This is a genomic window from Gemmatimonadaceae bacterium (assembly GCA_019637355.1).
Classification (GTDB): Bacteria; Gemmatimonadota; Gemmatimonadetes; order Gemmatimonadales; family Gemmatimonadaceae; genus Pseudogemmatithrix.
Map to the genome: position 1 here is coordinate 113733 of JAHBVT010000001.1, position 20879 is coordinate 134611.

The window sequence follows — 20879 nt, forward strand, 5'->3', positions numbered from 1 at the left end:
CCGTCGCGGAGTGACTTGGACTCGGTGTGGCTCGTTTGCACACTGAATGATTCGCCGACACTTCCTGGTATTCTTGGCGCTCCTGTTGGCAGCCTGCGGAGGACGTGCGGCGCCGACGACGGCACCGCGGCTATCCGCGGACGTGGCGTACCTGCGCAGCAAGCAGTTGATGGTGCCGGTGCACGGGGTGGCGCCCAACCAACTGCGGGACACCTACAACGCGATGCGCAGCGGCGGCCGGCGTCACCACGCGCTCGACATAATGGCGCGGCGGGGCACGCCAGTGCTCTCGGCGGACGACGGCGTGGTGCGCCGCATCTCGACCAATGCACTCGGCGGACGCACTGTGTATGTCGTGGATCACGACCAGCGCTTCGTACATTACTATGCGCATCTGGACCGTTACGCCCGTGGACTGCGCGAGGGCCAGCGGGTGCGGAAGGGCCAGGAGCTCGGCACGGTCGGGAGCACTGGCAACGCCGACCGCAACGCGCCGCACCTGCACTACCAACTGCTGCGCTACGCGAACGCCCGGATGTGGTGGGCCGGCGATCCGATCAACCCCGTACCGTTCCTGGTGCGACGAGGCAACAAGCGATGACGATGACGACGAAGGAGCGCGCCACGCTGCGCTCGGAGTGCAACCGACTGAAGCCGACGCTGCACGTCGGCGCCGAGGGAATCACCGGGCCGGTGCTGGCGGCGCTGGACGACCTGCTGCGCACGCGCGAGCTGGTGAAGGTGCAGCTCAACAAGAGTGTCGAAGTGTCGGCGAAGTCTGCCGCCAACGATCTCGCCAAGCGCCTGAAGGCTGAGGTGATCCAGGTGATCGGGCGAACGACGACGCTGTATCGGCACAATCCCGAGCTGAAGCGAAAGGCCGGCGCGTTGCCGCCGTGGCGCAACTAACCGGAGTTCGCCGCGCGGCTACGCGCCGCGGAGCGCTGCGAGCACGCGCCACGGCGTGATCGGTAGCTCGTTGACCTCTACACCCAGCGCATCGGCGACCGCACCGGCAATCGCCGGCGCCGTCGGCACGATGGCCGGCTCGGCGATGCCGCGGACGCCGACGTGATTGGCCTTGGTGTCCGCGCCGTCGAGGAACACGCCATCAATGGCGGGGATGTCGGCCAGCGTCGGGATCTTGTAGTCGTGGAGCCCGGCGTTTAGCGGCAGGCCCATCCGTGCATCGAGCACGCGCTCCTCGAAGAGCGCGAAGCCGAGTCCCTGGATGATGCCGCCTTCCAACTGCGACTCAGCGAGCGTGGGGTTCACGATGCGCCCGGCGTCGTGCACCGCGACGACACGCAGCACGCGCACCACACCGGTGACGGTGTCGACCTCGACCTCGGCGAACTGCACGCCGGTGGTGACGATGCCCGCGTCCTGCGGATTCGGACCGCGTGAGCCGTGGCCCTGAATCATCACGTTGCCGAGCTTGGCGGTGATGGCACCGAAGTCCATCGCGCGGTCGCTGCCGCGCACGATGACGCGGCCATCACGGGTCTCGAGTGCGGACTTGGGTGCGTCGAGCAGGCCGGCGGCGGCATCGAGGAGGGCGCTGCGCGCGTCCTCGGCAGCCATCCGCACGGCCGGCGCCAATGACGCGACGGTCATCGAGCCCCAACTGTTGCCGGCATAAGGCGTGGCGCCGGTGTCGCCGATGACGGCGCGCACCTGCTCCAGCTTGTGGCCCAACGCATCGGCCGCGACCTGCGCGAGGATGGTGCGCGTGCCGGTGCCGAGATCCTGCGAGCCCGCGAGCACATCGGCCGAGCCGTCGGAGTTGAGGCGTACGGTGGCGTAGCTCGGGGGGCCACCGCCGGTGGACCAGATTTGCGCGCTGACGCCGACGCCGCGGCGCAGATGCGGCTTGCCATTCACGCGACGCGCGTCGTTCCCGCGCTCGAGGCCGCGCTCGCGCAGTAGCGCGCTCCACCCGAAACGGCGATCGCTTTCATCGTAGCACTCGGCCAGCCGGTTGCCGGTGTATGGGCGGTCCTTCTTCTGGTCGTGCGTGGCGAGATTGCGGCGTCGGAGCTCGAGGGGATCCATCGTCAGTGATTCGGCCAGCGCGTTCATCCCGACTTCGAGTCCGACGGCGCCCTCGGCGTGGCCCGGCGCGCGGAAGGCCGCCATCGCGGCGGTGTTCACGAAGGCGAAGGTCTCGTGCGTGCGGACGTTGGGGCAGGCGTAGAGTTCGTGGTAGATCTCGCCGGGCCCGCCTTCCCAACCGCCGATGCCAAGCGGCACCTCGGCGACCATCTCGATGGCCGTGAGGTGGCCGTCGCGGGTGGCGCCCATCTTGATGCGCTGCACGCTGGACGGGCGGTTGCCCGTGTCCACCTGTTCGCCGGCGCGGTCGAAGGCGCACATCACGGGGCGGCCGAGCCGCTTGGCGAAGAGCGCGGCGATGTAGGTGTGGGCACCAGCGTAGTTCTTGGCACCAAAGCCGCCGCCCATCGCCTCGCAGATGACGCGCACGTTGGTGTGCGGGATGCCGAGCGCCTTGGCGACGTTGTCGCGCACGCGGAAGATGCCCTGCGTGCTCTCCCACACCGTGAGCCGGTCGCCATCCCACTCGCAGACGGCGCTGTGGGGTTCGAGCGCAGTGTGCAGCGCGCAGGGCGTACGGACCTCGCGTTCGACGATGACGTCGGCGGCGGCGAATCCCGCAGCGACGTCACCGCGGCTGTGCTCGCGCGGTTCCTTGAAGAGCAGGTTGTTGGGCAGGCCTGGCCGCACCGGCGCGGCGCCGGCGGCGGTGGCCTGCGCGACGGTGACGGCGTGCGGAGCGCGTTCGATGTCCACAGTGACCAGCGCGGCGGCACGATCGGCGATTGCCTGCGTCTCCGCGCAGACGGCGGCCAGCGGCTGGCCGTGGTAGGTGATTTCGGGGTTGAATAGTCGCGTGCGCGCCGGGGCGTCGGCGTGCAGGAGGACATCGAGCACGCCCGGCAGGGCGCGGGCCGCGTCAGCATCGATATGCCGCACGCGGCCGCGGGCCACGTCGCTGCGAACGATGGCGACGTAGGCTTGTTGCGGGCGCCGCAGGTCGGTGGTGTAGCCGGGGCGTCCGGTGGCCTTGAGCGCCGCATCCACCCGCAGCGCTCGCGCGCCGACGTGGGTCAGCGTGGCGTCTTCGCCCCAGGGTTCGAGGTCGAAGGCCGGTAGCTCGACGACGCGCTGCTCGGTGCGGCCCTCGACCTCAACGGTGGTCGTGACGAAGCGGGACTTGGGTTCAGCCATCGGCGGCCTCGCGCAACATCGCCGCCGCGCGGCGCACGGCGCGGACGATCTTCGGGTACGTGCCGCAGCGGCAGAGGTTCCCGCTCATCGCGGCGACGATCTGTTCGTCGGAGGGGTCGGGATTGGCGGCCAACAGGGCCGCGGCCGCCATCAGCTGGCCGGGGGTGCAGAAGCCGCACTGCGCGGCGTCTTCCAACACGAAGGCCTGTTGCAGCGGGTGCGGGGCGCCAGGGCCGCCGAGTCCCTCGATCGTACGGACGTCGCGCCCGTCGCAGCCCTGAGCGAGGGTGATGCAGGCGTAGACCGGGACGCCGTCCACGAGCACGGTGCAGGCACCGCAGGCCCCGGCCTCGCAGACCCGCTTCGTGCCGGTCAGGGCCAGGTCGTCCCGCAGCAGGTCGAGCAGGGTGGCGTCGCCGGCGGGATTGGACTCCGTCCGCCTACCGTTCAGGGAGATATGCACAAGGGAAGGATACTGTTATCTTCCCCCGGTTCGCACCAGACGTACACCCACCGAGGAAGCACGCGATGCCGTATGTGATCACCGAAGCCTGCATCAACACCAAGGACAAGTCCTGTGTGGACGTATGCCCGGTGGATTGCATCTATGAGGGTCCGGATATGCTGTACATCCATCCGGACGAGTGCATCGACTGCGGCGCCTGCGAGCCGGAGTGCCCGGTGACGGCGATCTTCCCGGAGGAGGACGTGCCGGCGAACCTCAAGCAGTATATCCAGATCAACAAGGAAGTGTTCGAGAAGGAGCCGAAGCCGGGGCGGCCGACGCGGTAAGGACGTATGACGGAGGACGGATGCGACAAGGGTGCGCTGAGCTGAGCTCGGCGCACCCTTCAAGCATTCGTCCTCCGTCCTCCGTCAACGACTTACATCCACCTGTCCTTCGCCCAGAACACGACGATGATCGCCGCGAACTGCAGGAAGGTGCTGATCTCGCTCTTCCACGCCTCGGCCCAGAAGAACTCGCCCTCGGCGTCTTCCTTGCGCGGCGGGCGCGGGAACCAGCGCGGCGTCTTCGCCTTGTAGTCGAGGTACACCTGGCCGAAGATGCTCTCGAGTACTCCCTCCTCGTAGCGCACGATGTAGTAGTACTCGATGGCGAAGATTACGGCCGCGACGGGCAGGAACCAGTGCACGCCGCTGATGGTGATGATGCCCATCCAGAGCAGGAAGTTGCCGTTGTAGAGCGGGTTGCGGCTCCACGCAAAGGGGCCGTGCGAGACGAGTTTCTGCACGTTGCGTGAGCGGCGACGCGTCACGGTGCCGGCGGTGGCCACGCCCCACATCCGCCACCACTCGCCAATGACCATCACGACCACGCCGACGATGAGGTTGCGCGTGGTGAGCGCCTGCATCGCGAGGACGGGGACGAGCAGGAAGGGCACCGGCAGCCAGCCGCGGTTCTTGAAGAGCACGGCACCGATCTTGGCGGCCTGCGTCTGCTCGGCGGCGCTGACGTTTTGGTGATTGGGCTGGGCGGTAGTCAGGGCAGTGTCCGGTGGGGGAAGTCAGGCGAGCCGCGACTGCAGGAAGGACGCAAGCAGCGCGTTGAAAGCGGCCGGATGTTCGACGCAGCTGGCGTGGCCGGCTCCGGGAATTATCGCCAATTGGGAGCCGGAAATGGCGGCGTGCATCGCCTCGGATTCCTTCACCGGCGTCAGGGCGTCCTCGTCGCCGCAGAGCACGAGCGTCGGGACGGTGATGGTGGCGAGCGTGGGCGTGGAGTCCGCGCGCGTGCGCATCGCCTCGAGGGCGTCGTGGATGGCGCCGACCTCGGCGCGGCGCATCATCGCGTCGAGGTGCTCGATGGCCCGCGGCCGTGAGGCGCGCGTGGTCTTGCCGACCATCCCGGGCATCATCGCTTCGGCGATGGCACCGGCCCCATCGCGCAGGGCCTGCAACTGCATCGCGACGCGCTTCTCCTGACCCTCGAGCGTATCGGCGCCGGCACGGGTGTCGGCGAGCACGAGGCCGGCGATGCGCGCCGAATGCCGGCGCCAGAGCGCGAAGGCGAGGTACCCGCCCATCGAGAGGCCGCCGACGACCGCCGTGCGAATCTCGAGCGCATCGAGGGCCGCAACGGTCCAGTCGGCCCAGGCATCGAAGGACGGCGCCACGCCGCTCTCGCTCTCGCCGAAGCCGGGGAGGTCGAGCGCGATGAGCCGCGCACCGGACGGCGGCGCGGCAAGCTGGGCCTCCCAGAGGGTACGGTCGTGCGGAAAGCCGTGCAGGAGCACGACGGGGCGTCCCGTGCCTGCTTCGTCGTAGCCGACGGCGCCGCGGTCGGTGGCAAGGATCACGCGGGATCTCCTCCGCCCGACTTCGGGGTGATGGACGGCAATGCCATCTCGACGGTCGGCAGCGGCGGGAGCTCGTCCTCCACCCAGAACGTCCGGACGGCGACGACGATCGTGGCCAAGAGCGGAATGGCGACGAAGAGTCCGAGGAAGCCGAACACGTAGGCCATCACGACCTGCGCGACGAGCGTGAGCGCGGGTGGCAGGTCGAGTTGCTCCTTCATCAGGTACGGGATGAGCAGGTTGTTCTCGAGGAACTGGATGGCCCAGTACGCGCCGATGACGATGGCGGCCTTCTGCGGCGAATCCACGAAGCCCATCAGCACGGCGGGAATCGCGGCGAGCATCGGGCCGATGTTCGGCACGAACTCGAAGATGCCGGCGATGACGCCGAGCGGGAACGCGGCGCGCACGCCGAGGATGGCGAGCACGATGGTCGTGACGACGCCGATCACGAGCATCGCGATGAGCTGCGTGGCGAACCAGGTGCGCAGCGTGGTGCCGACGGCCGTGAGCAGCTGGCCGAATCGATCGCGGCGAGCGATGGGCACGAGCAGCATCAACCCGCGGCGGTAGACATCGGGATCGGCGGCGATGTAGAGCGCGAGGAACACGACCATCACGACGCCCGCGGCGACGACCAGCGTGGACTGGAGGATGCCGAAGGCGAAATCGGTGACCGCCGGTGCGTGCTTCGCGACGGCGCTGCCGACGCGGCTGGACCCATCGTCGGTGGCGGGGGCGATCAGATCGAGCAGGGCAGGCTGCTTGGACGCCAGCCAGGTCTCAAGGTTGGTGATGGCTTCGGGGAGCTTGGTGCGCAGATCCTGTGACTGCTCCACCAGCGTCGGGCCCGTCCAGGCGACCACGCCGGCGAGCAGCAACACCGTACCGAGCACGACCGCGGCGGCCGCGATGTTGCGATTGATGCGCACCCGCGCCACGACCCAGTCGGTGGCGCGCGCCGCCGAGAGCCCGAAGAGGATGCCGAGGAAGGCCGTAAGGACCAGGATGCGGGCCGACCACAGCAGTTGGAAGAGGATGAGCGTGGCGATGACCGCCAGCGCCGCCCGGTAGATGTCGCCGGGGCGCAGCGGGTGGTCGGTCTTCTTGCCGGGGAGGGTGGTCAGCAGGGACATATCGGCTGGTGACGGATGAGGGGAACTGAACCCCTCGCGCCCCATTGAGGCAAGGGCGGCCGCTGCTTGGTGCGGGGGCTAGATTGCAGGCACCTGAACCCCTGAGCGCCGTGTCCCGTTCCGCGAAATCGCTGTCCGCCGAGTATCTCGATACCGATGCCGCCGTGTCCGCCTGGCTCGCGAAGGCCAAAGGCGCGCGCCGCCTCGCGTTGGATACCGAAGGGGCGAGCTTCCATCGCTACGTGGACCGCATCTACCTGCTGCAGCTCTCGACGGACAGCGCGCACGCGATCATCGACCCGCTGGCGGTCGCGTCGCCGGCCCAGCTCGGGGCGCTGATCGAGGATCCGAAGGTCGAGATCGTCTTTCACGACGCGGACTACGACCTGCGCCTGCTGCACCAGGACTACGGCTGGAACGTGCGCAACGTCTTCGACACGCGCGTGGCATCGCAACTGCTCGGCATCAAGGCCTTTGGGCTGGCCTCGCTGCTCGAGGCGTACTTTGGCGTGAAGCTCGACAAGAAGCACCAGCGCGCCGACTGGTCGATGCGCCCGCTGACCGCCGATATGCTGGACTACGCGGCGCAGGACACGATTCACCTACTGGGCCTGCGCGACGAGCTGCACGGGCAGCTGGTGAAGAAGGGCCGCTTGGCGTGGGCGCAGGAGGAGTTTGAACGACTGGCGCTGGTGCGATGGTCGGCCGATGACTCCGCAGACGCCTTCTTGCGCGTGAAGGGTGCCCGCGATCTTACGCGCCGCGAGCTGGCCGTGTTCCGCGAGCTGGTGCAGTGGCGCGACGCGACGGCGCTGAAGCTGGATCGCGCGACGTTCCGCGTGGTGAGCAACGAGGTGCTGCTGGAGGCGGCGAAGGCGCACCCGGCGAGCAAGGAATCGCTGGGGAACATCAAGGGGATGCCGCGCGGCATCCTCGAGCGCACGCACGCCGAGATCCTTGCGGCGATCGACCGCGGGCTGGCGGTGCCGGAGGCGGAGCTGCCGAGGTTTCCGAAGGCGGCGCGCTGGGACCGCGACCCGGAGTTCGATCACAAGGTCGGCGCGGTGAAGGCGGTGCGCGACGCGGCGGCGGCGCGGCTCGAACTGGATCCCGGGGTGCTTTGCTCGCGCGAGCGGATGGAGGCGGTGGCGCGGATGCTCCCGGGCGAGCCGGGGGAGATCCTGCAGATCCCGGATTTCCGGCGCTGGCAGGTCGAGGAGTTGGGGGCGGAGTTCGTGCGGGTGCTGGCGCCCTGGAGGAAGAACGATTCGCCGTACCGGGAGTGAACGGCGGTTCACCACAGAGGACACAGAGGACACAGAGGGCACAGAGAACTGCAACTGCTTTTGAACGCAGAGACGCAGAGGGCGCGGAGAACTGCAAGGACGAGAGGAACTGCAAGACAAGAACTACAAAATTCAAGAACTACAAAGTTCAAGAACTACAAGGACAAGAATTGCAGGGACAACTGCCAGTGCAAAGCTCTAGGGGTCCACGCCGATAAATCGGTGCGGACCCCCTCGCACTTGCAGTTCTCTGCGCCCTCTGCGCCTCTGCGTTGAACGCAGTTCGCAGTTTGTAGTTCTCTGTGTCCTCTGTGCCCTCTGTGGTGAATACGCCGTTCAGAACCCGAGATACGCCCGCACTCTCGGCTCGATCCGATCAGGCGTCCACGGCGGCGACCAGACGAGGTTCATCGACACGCTCCCGACGCCCTCGAGCGCCTTCAGCTGGTTCTCGGCGTCGGTCATTATCTCCGGGCCGGAGGGGCACCCGGGCGAGGTGAGCGACATATCGACCTTCACGTCGTTGCCCTCGACGGCGATGCCGTAGATGAGGCCGAGATCGAGGATGTTGAGGTTAAGCTCGGGGTCCTTCACGCGCCGCAGCGCGAGCTTCACCTGGTCTTCGGTGATGCCGGCGGGCGCGGGCGCGGGCGATGGCGTAGCGGTATCGGTCACGGCGTGTCCGTCTCGGGGCTCGAGGCCGCGCTGGCGCGCGGAAGGGTCGTCGGACGACGAATCAGCGTCCGTGCCGGCGGGTTCCAGTCGGGCCGCTGGTCCACGCGGAAGTCGCGCGGCCAGCTCACGGCGGCGAGCTGGCGGTCGTCGGTGATGGCGAGCGCCGCCGCGTCGGCGACGTCGTGCCGCACGTCGGCGATGATGATGCCGGCCCGCTGGGCGCGTGGGTCGTGCACGCGGTTGGTCAGGATGATGACGAAGAGCTCGCGCTCGGGGTCGATCCACAGTGACGTCCCGGTGTATCCGGCGTGGCCGTAGGTGCGCTCACTCAAGAACTCGCCGGAGCCCTGCTCGCCCGACGCGATCATCCAGCCGTAGGTGCGGTTGCCGGCCTGCAGCGTGGTGAAGCGCCGTACGGTGGAGTCGGCGATGAGCCGCAGGTCGCCGTAGCGACCGCGGTTGAGCATCATCTGCGCGAAGATGGCGAGATCCTGCGCCGTACCGAAGAGCCCGGCGTGGCCGCTGACGCCGCCGAGCCGCCAGGCCGATTCGTCGTGCACCTCGCCGCGCAGCGGATAGCCGCGGGGCGGATACATCTCCGTCGGCGCGATGCGTGCGCGCAACACGGGGTCCGGGCGATAGCCGGTGTCGTGCATCCCGAGCGGCTCGAAGATGCGCGTGCGGCAGAACTGGTCGAGCGGCATCCCGCTCACGCGCTCGATGGTGAAGCCGAGTACCATCGCGCCGAGGTCGGAATAATCGGTGACGCCGCCGGGAATCGAGTTGAGCCGGGTCGTCAGCACCTGCTCGCGGCCCTCGGCGGGACTGTTGGCCGTCTGCCAGATGCGCCGGCCCGGCGGCAGGCCCGAGCGATGCGTGAGCAGCTGCGCGACCGTGACGCGCTCCTTCCAGCGCCCGGTGAACTCCGGTAGCACGGTCTGCACGCGCAGGTCGAGCGGAAGCTTGCCTTCGTCGTAGAGGATCATCGCGGCCGTCGAGAGGCAGACGGCCTTCGTCAGCGATGCGAGATCGTAGATGCTGCTGACCGGATTCACCTCGCCGGTCTGGTGCCAGGCGAGGCGCCCGTAGCCCTTCTGGTGCACGACGCCTCCGCGTCGGCCGATGACGACTGCCGCGCCCGGATATGCGCCCGCCGTGATACCACGCTGGACGATGCGGTCGACTTCAGCGAGGCGCGCAGCGGACATCCCGACGGCGCGAGGGGGCTGGAGCGGGACCGGATCCGGCGGGAGGGTGAGGAGGGTGGCGAGGGCGAGGAGGAGCATTGGGGGTGGAGAGGGGGCTGCTGTTCTGAAGGTAAGCGAAGCGGGAGACGGGAGGGGGGAGGGGGGTGACGGCGGGGAGAGGGGAGATGGGAGATGGCTGAGAGACGGGGCACGAAGTCCTTAGCTAAGTCGCGTTCTTACAATGGATTGCGCTGAGTCCAAGCCGGTTCTCAACCTTCCGTCTTCAGTCTTCCGTCCGCCGTCTAGTACAGACACGGCATACAGCGTTCCCGTCACCAACCGGTGCCACGCTCCCGTATGGCCCGAAGGCAACCCTGCCGTCCCTTTCCGTGACAGATTGAGCGTACGCAATGGCTACAGACCCCCTCACCATCCGACGCGCCATCAACGGTGACGAGTCGGCGCTGCGCGCCCTGTGGGTGGCGCACGCGCCGCGCATCGATGCCGTCGTGCGCCGGTTGGTCGGTGATCCCGACCAGGCGGCGGACATCGCGCAGGAAGTCTGGATCCAGATCTTCCGGGCTCTGCCGTCGTGGCGCGGGGATTCGCAGTTCTCGACCTGGGCGCACCGCATCGCGGTGAACCGCACGCTCAATGCGCTGCGCTCGGTGCGCCGGATCGCGAAGCTCGAGACGGTGATGGAAGAAGACACGGTGTCGGTGGAGGCGGACACGGATCGTTCGTTCCTCGCGCAATCCATCGACGAAGCGGTACAGCAACTCTCGCCGGGCGCACGTGCGGTGTTCGTGCTGCACGACGTGGAAGGCTACACGCACGAGGAGATCGCCCAGGAACTCGGCATCACCTCGGGTGGCTCGAAGTCCCAACTGTTCAAGGCGCGCGCGAAGCTTCGCCGGCTGCTCGCGCACCTCGTGGATGCAACCTCGCCGGCGCAGGATCCAGGATATGTCACACCTCTCGACTGACCGACTCGCCGCGATTGCGGACGACACGCCGACTCCGGACGAAGCGACGCACCTCGCCGGTTGCTGGGATTGCCGCGCGGAAGTGGCTGCGTACCGCCGACTGGCGCGGATGGCGGCAATGGCGCCGATTCCCAGCGAGCCGCTGACCGCGTGGTCGCAGTTGGCACCGCAGCTTCGCGCCGATGGCCTCATCGTAGACGCGTCGCGTGTGGCATCCGGCGGCAGCGGTGCTTCCGTGCAACCGCTGATGCGCAACGGACGCAAGCCGACGTTGCAGTTGTGGACGATGCGTCTGGCGGCTGGCCTCGCGCTGCTCGTGGGCGGCGGTCTGGTCGGACGCGTGACCGCTGATGGCCCAGAGGCGCTGCCGTTCGAGGCCTCGTTGGTGGCGTCTCAGGCGCAGCCGGTGGCGCAGTTCCGCTCGCCGGATGAAGCCATTCGCGCGCTCACGGTGGCGCAGCAGCAGTATCAGGTCGCGGCGGCATTCCTCGCGTCGCAGGACACGCTCTCGCGCTTCGTGGGAATGAACCAAGATTCGTATGAGGCGCGGCTTGCGGCGCTTGACGAGATCGCCGCGACGACGCGTGCCGCGCTCTACCGTGCGCCGCAGGATCCGCTGCTCAACCAGTACTACCTGACCACGCTCGGCGCCCGCGAGGCGACGCTGCGCGAGATCGGGGCCTCGCTGCCGGGCACGCGGCGGCTGGAGCGGTACTGAGATGCCGATGCGAGTGATGGTCCTCGGCGCGGCGGTCGTGCTGGCGGCGGAGTTGCCGGCGCAGTTGCCGGCGCAGCAGGCGGGCCAGCAGCCGGCGAGGGCGCCGATGGTGGAGACAGTCCGGACGCGCCTGACGCAGGAGAACGAGGCGGAGATCATCCGCGTGGTGAACGAGCTGCGGGCGCGCGAGGCGCGGATTCTCCGCGAGCTGGCGGGCACGCGGCTGGACGACCTCACGGCGCGCCGCGCGCTGGAGCAGCAGTTGGCGTCGACGTCGCGCGAGGCGTTCACGCTGATGAGCATCATTGAGTCGCGCTGCCTCGAGCAGCGTACGGCGGCGCCGGCGGGCTATCTCGGGCTCAACATCACCACGGAAATCGAACTGCGCGACAGTACGCGGCGCGTGCGGTACTCGACGGTCGCGAGCGTGGAGCCCGGGTCGCCGGCGGAGGCAGCGGGCATCGCAGCGGGAGATCGCCTGATGTCCGTCGGCGGACGCGATACGCAGCGGGCGGAGCCCGAGCTGGCCGACCTGCTGTCGCCGGGCCGGCGCCTGCCGGTGGTGGTGGATCGCAAGGGCGCGACGCAGGAGTTCACGGTGACGGTGGCGCCGCGTCCGCAGCGGCTGAGCGCGGCTTGCCCGGAGTACGAGCGCGCGATGCAGCCGCTGCGGATGGGCACCGTGGCGCGCGTGTGGGTGCGCGACTCGGTGGATGCGCGGGGCAATCGCATCGTGACGGTGTTGCCGACGCCGAGCGTCGCGGCCCCGCCGGTGCCGGGGATCACGATCGCACCGGTGCGCACGCCGCCATCGCCCCCGTCTCCCCCGTCGACCACGACGCCACGCCCCTCAGTCGTGTCAGTGCCCTCGACGCCGACGCCGCCGGCCGCCCCGGCCGCGCCGATGGTCTTTATGTACGGCGTCACCAACGGCGCGACGAGCGAGATCGCCTACTTCAGCGGCGCGCAGTTCCGCGCGCTCGATGACGATTGGCGTGGCGTCCTCGGCGTGCGGCCGGGCACCGACGGCGTGCTGGTGAACGAGGTCGCGCCGGGCTCGGCGGCGGCCAGCGCCGGGCTCAAGGCGGGTGACGTCATCCTCAGCGTGGACGGCACGACGGCAACGTCGCCGATCGTGGTCGCGCGGCTGCTCTCGCTCACCGAGGCGCCACAGTCCACGCTGCGCGTGCTGCGGGCGCGCGAGACGCGGACGGTGCAGTTCCCGCGCGTATCCGCACGGACGCCGTACCTGCGCCCGTAGCGCGGCGCGCGCTCAGGGGCGGATGCGTCCCGGCGGCAGGTCGTAGACGAGGCGGGCCGTGCGACGGTCCGCCTCGCTCATTTGCGTGACGAACACCTGCGCTGACATCACGCTGGCCGTATCTGCCGGATGATCGAGCCCGAGCAGGTGGCCGACCTCGTGCAGCGCCACGGCGCGTACGCCCTCGAGCGTGACCGGGCGACCGTCGGGCAGGTGCAGTGCCATCTCGATCGAGCCGCCGAGGATCCAGCCGTGCTGGTCGTGCCGCCAGTTGGTACGGCCGGTCATTCGCCCGTCGAAGCGATCCACCCAGGTGACGTGCACCTCGGCGCGCGCCGAGTCGCGGACGACGGTGAAGATGAACGGCAGGCCGATCTCCGCCCAGGCGTGAAAGGCCTGCTCCACGGCGCGGGCGTAGGGTTCGCGATAGCCGGCCAGCGGTGACGGCTCGATCCATACGCGCATCGCCTCGAGACGGCGGTCGGGCCAACGGAAGTTCCAGCCGTCGCGCGCGTCGAGCAGCTCGTGCAGGTAGGTGCCGTCGGCGCGGAGCTCGAGCGCGCTGAGGATGGCGAGGGGATCGCGATCCGGGGCGCTGAGGTCCGAGCGCGTGAGCGATCCGCCGTCAGACGGCTCGTCGGCGACGCCGTCCTCGGGTTCCGCCACGACGACGTGCACGGTGTTCGGGTCGTCGCGATCCGGCGCGCCGCAGGCGAACAGCGTGAGCGCGAACCCAAGCGCGGTGCCCGCGGCGGAGCGCCGCAGCGACGCAGCGAGCCGTCGCGTCACGCGATGAGAAACCGCAGCGCGGCCTCGAATACCAGCGCCGGCCACTCGAAGAAGGGCATATGCCCGCACTGCGGCACGCGCAGCAGGTGGGCGCGCGGCAGGACGTTCGTCATCGCCTCGGACTCGCTGACGGGTACCACGTCCTGCTCGCCGTGGATGAAAAGCGCCGGCGCCTTGACGGCGGCGAGCGCGTCGCGCCAATCGTAGCCTTCGCGTCGCAGGCGCGCGGCCACGGCAGCGCCGGTGGCGCTGATGGAGAGCGGGGGCGGGCCGAGTACGGCGCTGTCGTCGTAGAAGTAGGCCGGGTACAGCGCGCGGCTGTAGTGCGCGTGGGCCTCGGCGTCTTCGCGATGCAGCATCTGTGGGTCGAGCACCGCCAGCGTTTCGTACTCACGCCTCCGCTCGCGTGACAGCAGGAAGGCCAGCGCACGCGCGTGCAGGGTGTCGAGCCATCGTGAGCTGGGCCCGACGCTGCCGAAGGCGAGGATGCGGCGCACGCCGTCGGGATCCTGCGCAGCGCCGAGCAGTGCGATGCCGCTGCCCCAGGAATGCGCCGCGATGTCCCACTGCGGGATCTCCAACGTCTCGCGCAGCGCCTTGAGGTCGAGTGCGTCGTGCTCGATGCGGGCGGCGCGTGTCCCGGGCGGCGCGGTGGTGCCGCCACGGCCGCGCTGGTCGTAGAGGATCACCTGCCGGTATTCCGCCAGCGGCGCGAAGGTGGGCCAGAGCAGGTCGTGGCCGTAGAGCAGCCCCCCGTTGACGGCGACGATCGGGACGCTGTCGGGCACGGCGGGCGAGGCCCGGACAGCGAAGTCGAGTCCGCGGGCGCGTACGATGCGCCGTTCGAGCGGCGGCGTCCGTGGGCGGGAGCGGCGCCAGTGCGCGAGGCGGTCCTTGGCGGTGGGATCGTGCACGGGGGAAAGGTAGCGCGCGCGCCCTCCTTGACATAGGGGTGGGGGGTATCTAGCATTATACCCACAGAGGGTTTCCTGAATCACTGAGAGGCACAGATGACGACCGCGACGCTGACCATCACCGGAATGAGCTGCTCGAGCTGCCTTCGGCACGTGCAGCAGGCGCTCAACGCCGTCGACGGTGCGCGGCTCGATGAGCTGCGCATCGGCCGCGCGACGGTGACCTACGACGAGACGCAGGTCTCGGCGGAAGCCATCGCCGAGGCGGTGCGCGGCGCGGGGTACGGCGTCGACGCGGTGATGTAGGGAGCGAGGATGACAACGAACGTGGTGGCCCGCATCCCCGTGACCGGGATGACCTGCGCCGCCTGCCAGGCGCGGGTGCAGAAGACGCTGGCCAAGCAGCCAGGTGTGACCGACGCGTCGGTCAACCTGATGATGGCCACCGCGACGGTGACCTACGATCCGGCGGCGGTGCAGCCGGAGGCGTTGGTCGCGGCGATCGAGGCGAGCGGCTACGGCGCCGAGCTGCCGCGCGACGACCGCAGTGCCTTCGAGGAGCAGGAGGCGCGCGACCGGGAGACGGCGGAGGAATTCGAGGCGCTCAAGCGCAAGGCGATCGCGAGCGGCGTCATCGGCGCGCTGGCGATGGCCGTGATGCCCTGGATGCACCAGATGATGTGGATCACCTGGGTGCTGCTGGTGGTGACCGGCGCGATTATGGCGACGGCCGGTCGGCACTTCTACGTGCGCGCCTGGCAGGCACTGCGACACGGCGGTGCGGATATGAACACGTTGGTCGCGCTCGGCACGGGCGCAGCGTTCCTGTATTCGGTGATCGCGACGGTGACGCCGGGCTTCTTCACCTCGCGAGGCGTGGGCGCCGACGTGTACTACGAGGCGGTGCTGCTGATCATCGCGTTCATCCTCACGGGGAACGCGTTCGAGGCCCGAGCCAAGCGCAACACCGCCGCCGCGCTGCGTGCATTGGTGCAGCTGCAGCCGCGCACCGCGCGCGTGCTGCGGAGCTTGGTCGAGCAGGACATCCCGATCGCGGACGTGGAGCCCGGGGACTTCGTGGTGGTGCGTCCGGGTGAGCGCATCCCGGTGGACGGCGTGGTGCACAAGGGTGAGAGCGCCGTGGACGAGTCGATGCTCACCGGGGAGTCGTTGCCGGTGGCGAAGAAGCCGGGGGACGCCGTCTTCGGCGGTACGATCAACCGCACCGGGGCGTTCCGGCTCAAGGCCACGACGCTCGGCGAGGACTCGATGCTCGCGCGCATCGTGAAGCTGATGCGTGACGCGCAGGGTTCGCGGGCACCGATCCAGGCGTTGGCCGACCGCATCTCGGCGGTGTTCGTGCCGGTGGTGGTGGTGATCGCGCTGCTGACCTTCGGCGCGTGGATGCTGCTGGCAGGCGAGGGCGCATTGGTGCGGGGCTTCGCGGCCGCCGTGACGGTGCTGATTATCGCCTGCCCCTGCGCGATGGGGCTGGCCGTTCCGACGGCGGTGATGGTCGCCACGGGCAAGGGGGCCGAACTCGGCGTGCTGATCAAAGGCGGCGAAGCGCTGCAGCGTGCTGGCGACGTGGAGACGATTGTGCTCGACAAGACGGGCACGGTCACGGAAGGCAAGCCAATGGTGACGGACCTGGTGGTGATCGTTGCCGGCAGCGAGCAGGAACTGCTTGGGCAGGTCGCATCGCTTGAGCGGCTTTCGGAGCATCCGTTGGCGGACGCGATCGTACAGGCGGCGATGGCTCGGGGTGCGTCGGCTGGCAGCGCCGAAGGTTTCGCGTCGGTGACGGGCAAGGGTGTGACGGGTGTCGTGGACGGCGCAGCGTTGGCCGTGGGCAATGGCGCGCTGATGGCCGACTATGCAATCGATGTGGCGCCACTCGCGGTCGAGGCTGTGCGGCTCTCGGACGCGGGCCGCACGCCGATGTTCATCGCGCGCGATGGTGCGTTGGCGGGACTGCTGGCCGTGGCCGATCCCATCAAGGAAAGCTCGCGTGCAGCGATCCAGCGGATGCACGCCCTGGGCCTCGAGGTGGTGATGCTCACCGGCGACACCGAGCGCACGGCGCAGGCGATCGCGCGCGAGGCGGGAATCGAACGCGTCGTGGCCGGCGTGCTGCCGGAAGGGAAGGTCAGCGAAGTGAAGCGCCTGCAGGCCGAGGGCAAGGTGGTGGCGATGGTCGGGGACGGCATCAACGACGCGCCGGCGCTGGCGCAAGCGGACATCGGGATGGCGGTCGGCACTGGCACCGACATCGCGGCCGAAGCGGCCGACGTGGTCCTGCTGCGCGGCGACCTGCGCGCGGCGGTGCAAGCTGTGCACCTGTCGCGCCGTACGATGGCGACAATGAAGCAGAACCTGTTCTGGGCGTTCATCTACAACGTGATCGGTATCCCGGTCGCGGCGGGCGCGCTGTACCCGGCGTTCGGCATTCTCCTCACGCCAGTGCTGGCGAGCGCGGCGATGGCGTTCAGCTCGGTCAGCGTGGTCACCAACTCGCTCCGCCTGCGGCGGGTGCGCATCGCCTAGGAGCAAGAGATGACAACACACGTGAAGAAGGCACTTTCCGTGGCGTCGGCGGGTTGTTCCTGCGCCGCCCACGCGGACGGCGGCCGCAAGGCCGTGGCCGTGGACCCGGGCATCAAGGCCAGCAACACCAAGCGACTGCGTCGCGTGGAGGGTCAGGTGCGCGGCCTGCAGAAGATGATCGAGGAGGACCGCTACTGCGCCGACATCCTGACGCAGATCTCCTCGGTGCAGGAGGCGCTACGGGCGGTCGGACGGGAACTGATGCGCAACCATCTCAAGCATTGCGCGGCGCACGCCATCAAGCAGGGCGAACCAGAGGCCGAGGCGATGTACGACGAACTCGTGGATATGATCTACAAGAGCAGCAGGTAATGGCGATGGAACTCGGACTCTATACCTTCGTCGAGCACACGCCCGACCGGCACGGCACGCTGATCCCGCGCGAAGAGCGGATCGCCAACCTGCTGGAGGAGGCGGTGCTGGCCGACCAAGTGGGCCTCGACACCTTCGGCGTCGGTGAGCATCACCGTGCGGACTATCTCGCCAGCGCGCCGACGATGCTGCTGGCGGCAATCGCCGCGCGCACCTCGCGCATCAAGCTCTCGACGGCGGTGACCGTATTGAGCTCCGAGGACCCGGTGCGCGTGTTCCAGCAGTTCGCGACGCTGGACCTGATCTCGCAGGGGCGGGCCGAGGTGATGGCGGGGCGGGGCAGCTTCATCGAGAGCTTCCCGCTGTTCGGCTACGACCTTAACGATTACGACACGCTGTTCACCGAGAAGCTCGACCTCCTGCTCGAGCTGGTGCGCAATGAGCGCGTGACCTGGAAGGGGCGCCATCGCGCGCCGTTGGCCGACCAAGTCGTGTATCCGCGTCCGCTGCAGGAGCAGTTGCCGGTGTGGATCGCGGTGGGTGGGACGCCGCAGTCGGTGGTCCGAGCGGCGATGCACGGCGTGCCGATGGCGCTCGCGATCATCGGCGGATCGCCCGAGCGCTTCGTGCCGTACGCGGAGCTGTACCGCGACACCTGGCAGAAGGCGGGGCACGATCCGGCCAAGCTGCAGTTGAGCATCAACTCGCACGGCTTCATCGCCGACACCACGGCGCAGGCCGCCGAAACCGCTTGGCATCCGTATGCGCTGCAGATGGGCAAGATCGGGCGCGAGCGCGGATGGCCGCCACCGACGAAGCATCAGTTCGACGCCGAGCGTTCGCCCAAGGGCGCGGTGCTCATCGGCGATCCGCAGGCGGTGATCGACAAGATCCTCTGGGAGCACGAGCTCTTTGGGATGACACGCTTCACGCTGCAGATGAGCGTGGGCTCGTTGCCGCACCGCGAGTTGATGCACGCGATCGAGCTGTACGGGACCGTGGTGGCGCCGGCGGTGCGGAAGGCGCTCGGCAGCGCGGTGCCGGCGGCGGCGCGATAGTTTGTTTGCGATGCGTGCACCATCGATTGGCCGGTTGCTTCCCTTCCTCGTGCTGATGGCCGCGACGCCGGCGCGCGCACAGGAGGTCGAGCGTCTCTCGGTCACGGCGGCCGCGGAGAGCTCGCCGGCGACGAAGGCGCTGCTGACCGCCGTCCTGATTGCTGCAGGCGCCAGCGGCGCGCAGACAATTAAGTCGCCTGAGGCCTGGCCGCGCACTTGGGGCGGCTATGGCCAGCGCGTCGCGGACCAGACCGGGTTCTACATCGTGCAGACGACGACCTTTCGGACACTCGCGTCGGGTCTCGACTATCGGCCGGACGCCGTGCTCTGTCCGAAGGACGCCTTGGTTCGTTGCTCGTTGACCGCGACGTTCACCGCCTTCGACCGGCGCGGGGTGCGTCGTGCGAACGTGCCGCTCATCACGAGCATCCTCGCCGGCACCGGGGCATCGGTGGCGTGGCGGCCGGAGCGGAAGGACAACGCCAAGACCTGGGCCTTCGTCGGGACGCGATTAGGCATCGTTTTCGGCAGCTACGTGGCCGAACGGTTGGTGCTGGATTGGTGGGCGCAGCGTGACGACTGAACGGCGGGACGCACGGATGCGGCTGGCGGGCCGCACAGCCGTAGTGACTGGTGCAGGCAGCGGAATCGGGCGCGCGACGGCGCTGGCCTTGGCCGACCGCGGCTGCCATCTCGCGCTGGCAGACGTTGACGCCGTACGGCTCGCGGAGACGGCGCGGAGTGCGGCGCGCGACGGAGTGCGTGTGAGCGAGCACTCCATCGACCTCTCCGATCGCCGTCAGGTCGAGGCGCTGCCGGCGGCGGTGTTCGCAGCGCATCCCGGCGTGGACCTGCTCTTCAACATCGCGGGCGTCGGACTTGCCGGCACGCACGACCAGGTCACGGACGATGACCTTGCCTGGGTGATGGGCGTGAACTTCTGGGGCGTGGCGTGGATGACGCGGGCGTTCCTGCCGCTGCTGCGGCGCAGCGACGACGCGCGCCTGGTCAACGTGTCCAGTGTGTTCGGGTTGGCGGCGCCAGCCGGCAACGTGGCCTACGCAGCGAGCAAGTTTGCGGTGCGCGGATTCAGCGAGGCGTTGCGCTGGGAACTCGAGGACAGCGGCATCGGCGTGACGGTGGTGCATCCGGGCGGCGTCGCGACGAACATCGCCAACGACGCGCGCGTGCCGGCGGGCGTGGACGAGGCGGAAATGGAGCGGAAGCGCCGGTTCTCGAACGCGCGGCTGCGGATGCCGCCGTCGCGGGCGGGTGAGATCATCGTGCGTGGCGTGGAGCGGCGGAAGCCGCGCATCCTCGTCGGCTGGGATGCGGTAGCGATCTCCATCCTGACGCGGCTGATGCCGGTGCGGTACTGGAGCGTCTTGCGGCGCTGGGTGCGCGAAGAGCCGCGCTAGGCGTCGCGCCGCGGCGCGAGGTTCGCACGCACGAGGGCGGCATTGCGCTGGAGGCCGCTGAGCTTGGCGCGTTTCATCGCCGAGCCGCGGAAGGCCTCGCGGTAGCCGACGTCGTCCAGGGCGAGCAGCCAGTCCGCGAGCTCAGCGGCATTGCGGCCTTCAATCGGCGCGCGCGGCGCCAACGCCGCATCCCCCTGCTCCCGCGCGAACTTCACGTTCCACGGGCACACGTCCTGGCAGACGTCACAGCCATAGAGATGCTCGCCGACGGCGGCGTGGAACTCCGCAGGAATTGCCTCGCGCGACTCGATGGTGAGATACGAGATGCAACGCCGCGCATCCATCACCTGCGGCGCGACGAAGGCTTGCGTCGGGCACGCGTCGAGACAGCGGGTGCAACTGCCGCAGTGGTCTTCCTCGAATGGCAAGTCCGGCTCGAGCGCCACGTCAAGGAACAGCGCGCCGAGAAAAAAGAACGATCCAACTTTCGGATTGATGAGCATCGTGTTCTTGCCGGTCCAGCCGAGGCCGGCGCGCTGGGCAAGGTCCCGTTCCAGGATCGGTCCGGTGTCCACGTAGGCGCGGCCCCCGATGTTGCTGCCGCAACCCGCGCGCACCCAGGCGAGCAGCTCGTCGAGGCGGTCCCACATCACGCGATGGTAGTCGGCGCCGCGCGCGTACCGCGCGACGGGGCCATCGGGCTGCTTGCCGCCGTAGTCGAGCGCGACGACGACGGCGGAGCGCATCCCCGGTGCGGGACGTGTGGTATCGTTGCGGAGCTCGGCGCCGCGCGCGAGGTAGTCCATCTCACCGTGGAAGCCGGCGTCGAGCCAGTTGCGGAACTGGGGGGCGGTGGCGACAGGGCCGAGCGCGGCGATGCCGACGAGATCGAAGCCGAGCCCGAGGGCCTGGGCCTTCAGTCGCGGCTCGAGCGCAGTCATCGCGGTTGTCGCGGCGCGATTGGC

General features: G+C 69.0%; 23 protein-coding genes. 13 read left to right on the forward strand and 10 right to left on the reverse strand.

Annotated elements, in window-relative coordinates:
- The first annotated feature begins 46 nt into the window (after window positions 1-46).
- Window positions 47-601, forward strand: a complete 555-nt coding sequence (locus tag KF689_00480) for a M23 family metallopeptidase (GenBank protein ID MBX3131843.1) — start codon at window positions 47-49, stop codon at window positions 599-601.
- Window positions 598-909 (forward strand): YhbY family RNA-binding protein, encoded by a 312-nt coding sequence (locus KF689_00485; protein MBX3131844.1) that lies wholly within the window; start codon window positions 598-600, stop codon window positions 907-909. The genes KF689_00480 and KF689_00485 overlap by 4 nt, the downstream gene beginning before the upstream one ends.
- Window positions 910-927: 18 nt before the next feature.
- Here the strand turns inward: KF689_00485 and KF689_00490 are convergent, their stop codons facing one another.
- On the reverse strand, window positions 928-3249 hold the full coding sequence (locus tag KF689_00490; GenBank protein ID MBX3131845.1) for a xanthine dehydrogenase family protein molybdopterin-binding subunit: 2322 nt from the start codon (window positions 3247-3249) through the stop codon (window positions 928-930).
- Window positions 3242-3712 carry a (2Fe-2S)-binding protein gene (locus KF689_00495; protein ID MBX3131846.1) on the reverse strand — a complete coding sequence of 157 codons (471 nt, stop codon included), beginning with the start codon at window positions 3710-3712 and terminating at the stop codon, window positions 3242-3244. The genes KF689_00490 and KF689_00495 overlap by 8 nt, the downstream gene beginning before the upstream one ends.
- A gap of 65 nt (window positions 3713-3777) precedes the next feature.
- On the opposite strand from KF689_00495, the gene KF689_00500 reads away from it, so the two are divergent.
- Window positions 3778-4041 (forward strand): ferredoxin family protein, encoded by a 264-nt coding sequence (locus KF689_00500; protein MBX3131847.1) that lies wholly within the window; start codon window positions 3778-3780, stop codon window positions 4039-4041.
- 92 nt (window positions 4042-4133) lie between these two features.
- Here KF689_00500 and KF689_00505 read toward each other — a convergent pair whose 3' ends face one another.
- From KF689_00505 to KF689_00515, 3 genes are all read right to left on the reverse strand, one after another.
- Entirely contained in the window at window positions 4134-4682 is a 549-nt protein-coding gene (locus tag KF689_00505) for an isoprenylcysteine carboxylmethyltransferase family protein (GenBank protein MBX3131848.1), read from the reverse strand.
- A 93-nt stretch (window positions 4683-4775) separates the two neighbouring features.
- Window positions 4776-5567 carry an alpha/beta fold hydrolase gene (locus KF689_00510; protein MBX3131849.1) on the reverse strand — a complete coding sequence of 264 codons (792 nt, stop codon included), beginning with the start codon at window positions 5565-5567 and terminating at the stop codon, window positions 4776-4778.
- Complete coding sequence (locus KF689_00515; protein ID MBX3131850.1) at window positions 5564-6703, reverse strand: AI-2E family transporter; 1140 nt, start codon at window positions 6701-6703, stop codon at window positions 5564-5566. The genes KF689_00510 and KF689_00515 overlap by 4 nt, the downstream gene beginning before the upstream one ends.
- Before the next feature lie 110 nt (window positions 6704-6813).
- On the opposite strand from KF689_00515, the gene KF689_00520 reads away from it, so the two are divergent.
- Window positions 6814-7989 carry a ribonuclease D gene (locus KF689_00520; protein MBX3131851.1) on the forward strand — a complete coding sequence of 392 codons (1176 nt, stop codon included), beginning with the start codon at window positions 6814-6816 and terminating at the stop codon, window positions 7987-7989.
- A gap of 336 nt (window positions 7990-8325) precedes the next feature.
- On the opposite strand, the gene KF689_00525 is transcribed toward KF689_00520, so the two are convergent.
- Both KF689_00525 and KF689_00530 read right to left on the reverse strand, forming a co-directional pair.
- Entirely contained in the window at window positions 8326-8619 is a 294-nt protein-coding gene (locus KF689_00525; protein MBX3131852.1) for a DUF59 domain-containing protein, read from the reverse strand.
- Between the two features lie 41 nt (window positions 8620-8660).
- Entirely contained in the window at window positions 8661-9950 is a 1290-nt protein-coding gene (locus KF689_00530) for a serine hydrolase (protein ID MBX3131853.1), read from the reverse strand.
- 311 nt (window positions 9951-10261) lie between these two features.
- Between KF689_00530 and KF689_00535 the strand changes: the two genes are divergently transcribed.
- The 3 genes from KF689_00535 to KF689_00545 are packed head-to-tail and all read left to right on the forward strand — an operon-like array spanning window position 10262 to window position 12816.
- Window positions 10262-10837 (forward strand): sigma-70 family RNA polymerase sigma factor, encoded by a 576-nt coding sequence (locus KF689_00535; GenBank protein ID MBX3131854.1) that lies wholly within the window; start codon window positions 10262-10264, stop codon window positions 10835-10837.
- Window positions 10818-11555, forward strand: coding sequence for a hypothetical protein (locus tag KF689_00540; protein MBX3131855.1), 738 nt, complete (start codon window positions 10818-10820; stop codon window positions 11553-11555). Before KF689_00535 ends, KF689_00540 begins: the two co-directional genes overlap by 20 nt.
- 1 nt (window position 11556) lies before the next feature.
- On the forward strand, window positions 11557-12816 hold the full coding sequence (locus KF689_00545) for a PDZ domain-containing protein (GenBank protein ID MBX3131856.1): 1260 nt from the start codon (window positions 11557-11559) through the stop codon (window positions 12814-12816).
- Between the two features lie 12 nt (window positions 12817-12828).
- Here KF689_00545 and KF689_00550 read toward each other — a convergent pair whose 3' ends face one another.
- Both KF689_00550 and KF689_00555 read right to left on the reverse strand, forming a co-directional pair.
- Complete coding sequence (locus tag KF689_00550; protein MBX3131857.1) at window positions 12829-13605, reverse strand: matrixin family metalloprotease; 777 nt, start codon at window positions 13603-13605, stop codon at window positions 12829-12831.
- Complete coding sequence (locus KF689_00555) at window positions 13602-14519, reverse strand: alpha/beta hydrolase (protein MBX3131858.1); 918 nt, start codon at window positions 14517-14519, stop codon at window positions 13602-13604. Before KF689_00555 ends, KF689_00550 begins: the two co-directional genes overlap by 4 nt.
- A gap of 96 nt (window positions 14520-14615) precedes the next feature.
- On the opposite strand from KF689_00555, the gene KF689_00560 reads away from it, so the two are divergent.
- The 6 genes from KF689_00560 to KF689_00585 are packed head-to-tail and all read left to right on the forward strand — an operon-like array spanning window position 14616 to window position 19914.
- Complete coding sequence (locus tag KF689_00560; protein MBX3131859.1) at window positions 14616-14825, forward strand: heavy-metal-associated domain-containing protein; 210 nt, start codon at window positions 14616-14618, stop codon at window positions 14823-14825.
- 9 nt (window positions 14826-14834) lie between these two features.
- Window positions 14835-17066 (forward strand): copper-translocating P-type ATPase, encoded by a 2232-nt coding sequence (locus tag KF689_00565; GenBank protein ID MBX3131860.1) that lies wholly within the window; start codon window positions 14835-14837, stop codon window positions 17064-17066.
- A 9-nt stretch (window positions 17067-17075) separates the two neighbouring features.
- The gene (locus tag KF689_00570) at window positions 17076-17438 is read left to right on the forward strand and encodes a metal-sensitive transcriptional regulator (protein ID MBX3131861.1); all 363 of its coding nucleotides are present in this window, start codon (window positions 17076-17078) and stop codon (window positions 17436-17438) included.
- Window positions 17439-17443: 5 nt separating this feature from the next.
- Window positions 17444-18496 (forward strand): LLM class flavin-dependent oxidoreductase, encoded by a 1053-nt coding sequence (locus KF689_00575; GenBank protein MBX3131862.1) that lies wholly within the window; start codon window positions 17444-17446, stop codon window positions 18494-18496.
- A 10-nt stretch (window positions 18497-18506) separates the two neighbouring features.
- Window positions 18507-19079 (forward strand): hypothetical protein, encoded by a 573-nt coding sequence (locus tag KF689_00580; protein MBX3131863.1) that lies wholly within the window; start codon window positions 18507-18509, stop codon window positions 19077-19079.
- Window positions 19069-19914 (forward strand): SDR family NAD(P)-dependent oxidoreductase, encoded by an 846-nt coding sequence (locus KF689_00585; GenBank protein MBX3131864.1) that lies wholly within the window; start codon window positions 19069-19071, stop codon window positions 19912-19914. The genes KF689_00580 and KF689_00585 overlap by 11 nt, the downstream gene beginning before the upstream one ends.
- Here KF689_00585 and queG read toward each other — a convergent pair.
- Entirely contained in the window at window positions 19911-20855 is a 945-nt protein-coding gene (gene queG / locus KF689_00590; protein MBX3131865.1) for a tRNA epoxyqueuosine(34) reductase QueG, read from the reverse strand. The genes KF689_00585 and queG overlap by 4 nt on opposite strands.
- Window positions 20856-20879: the final 24 nt, after the last annotated feature.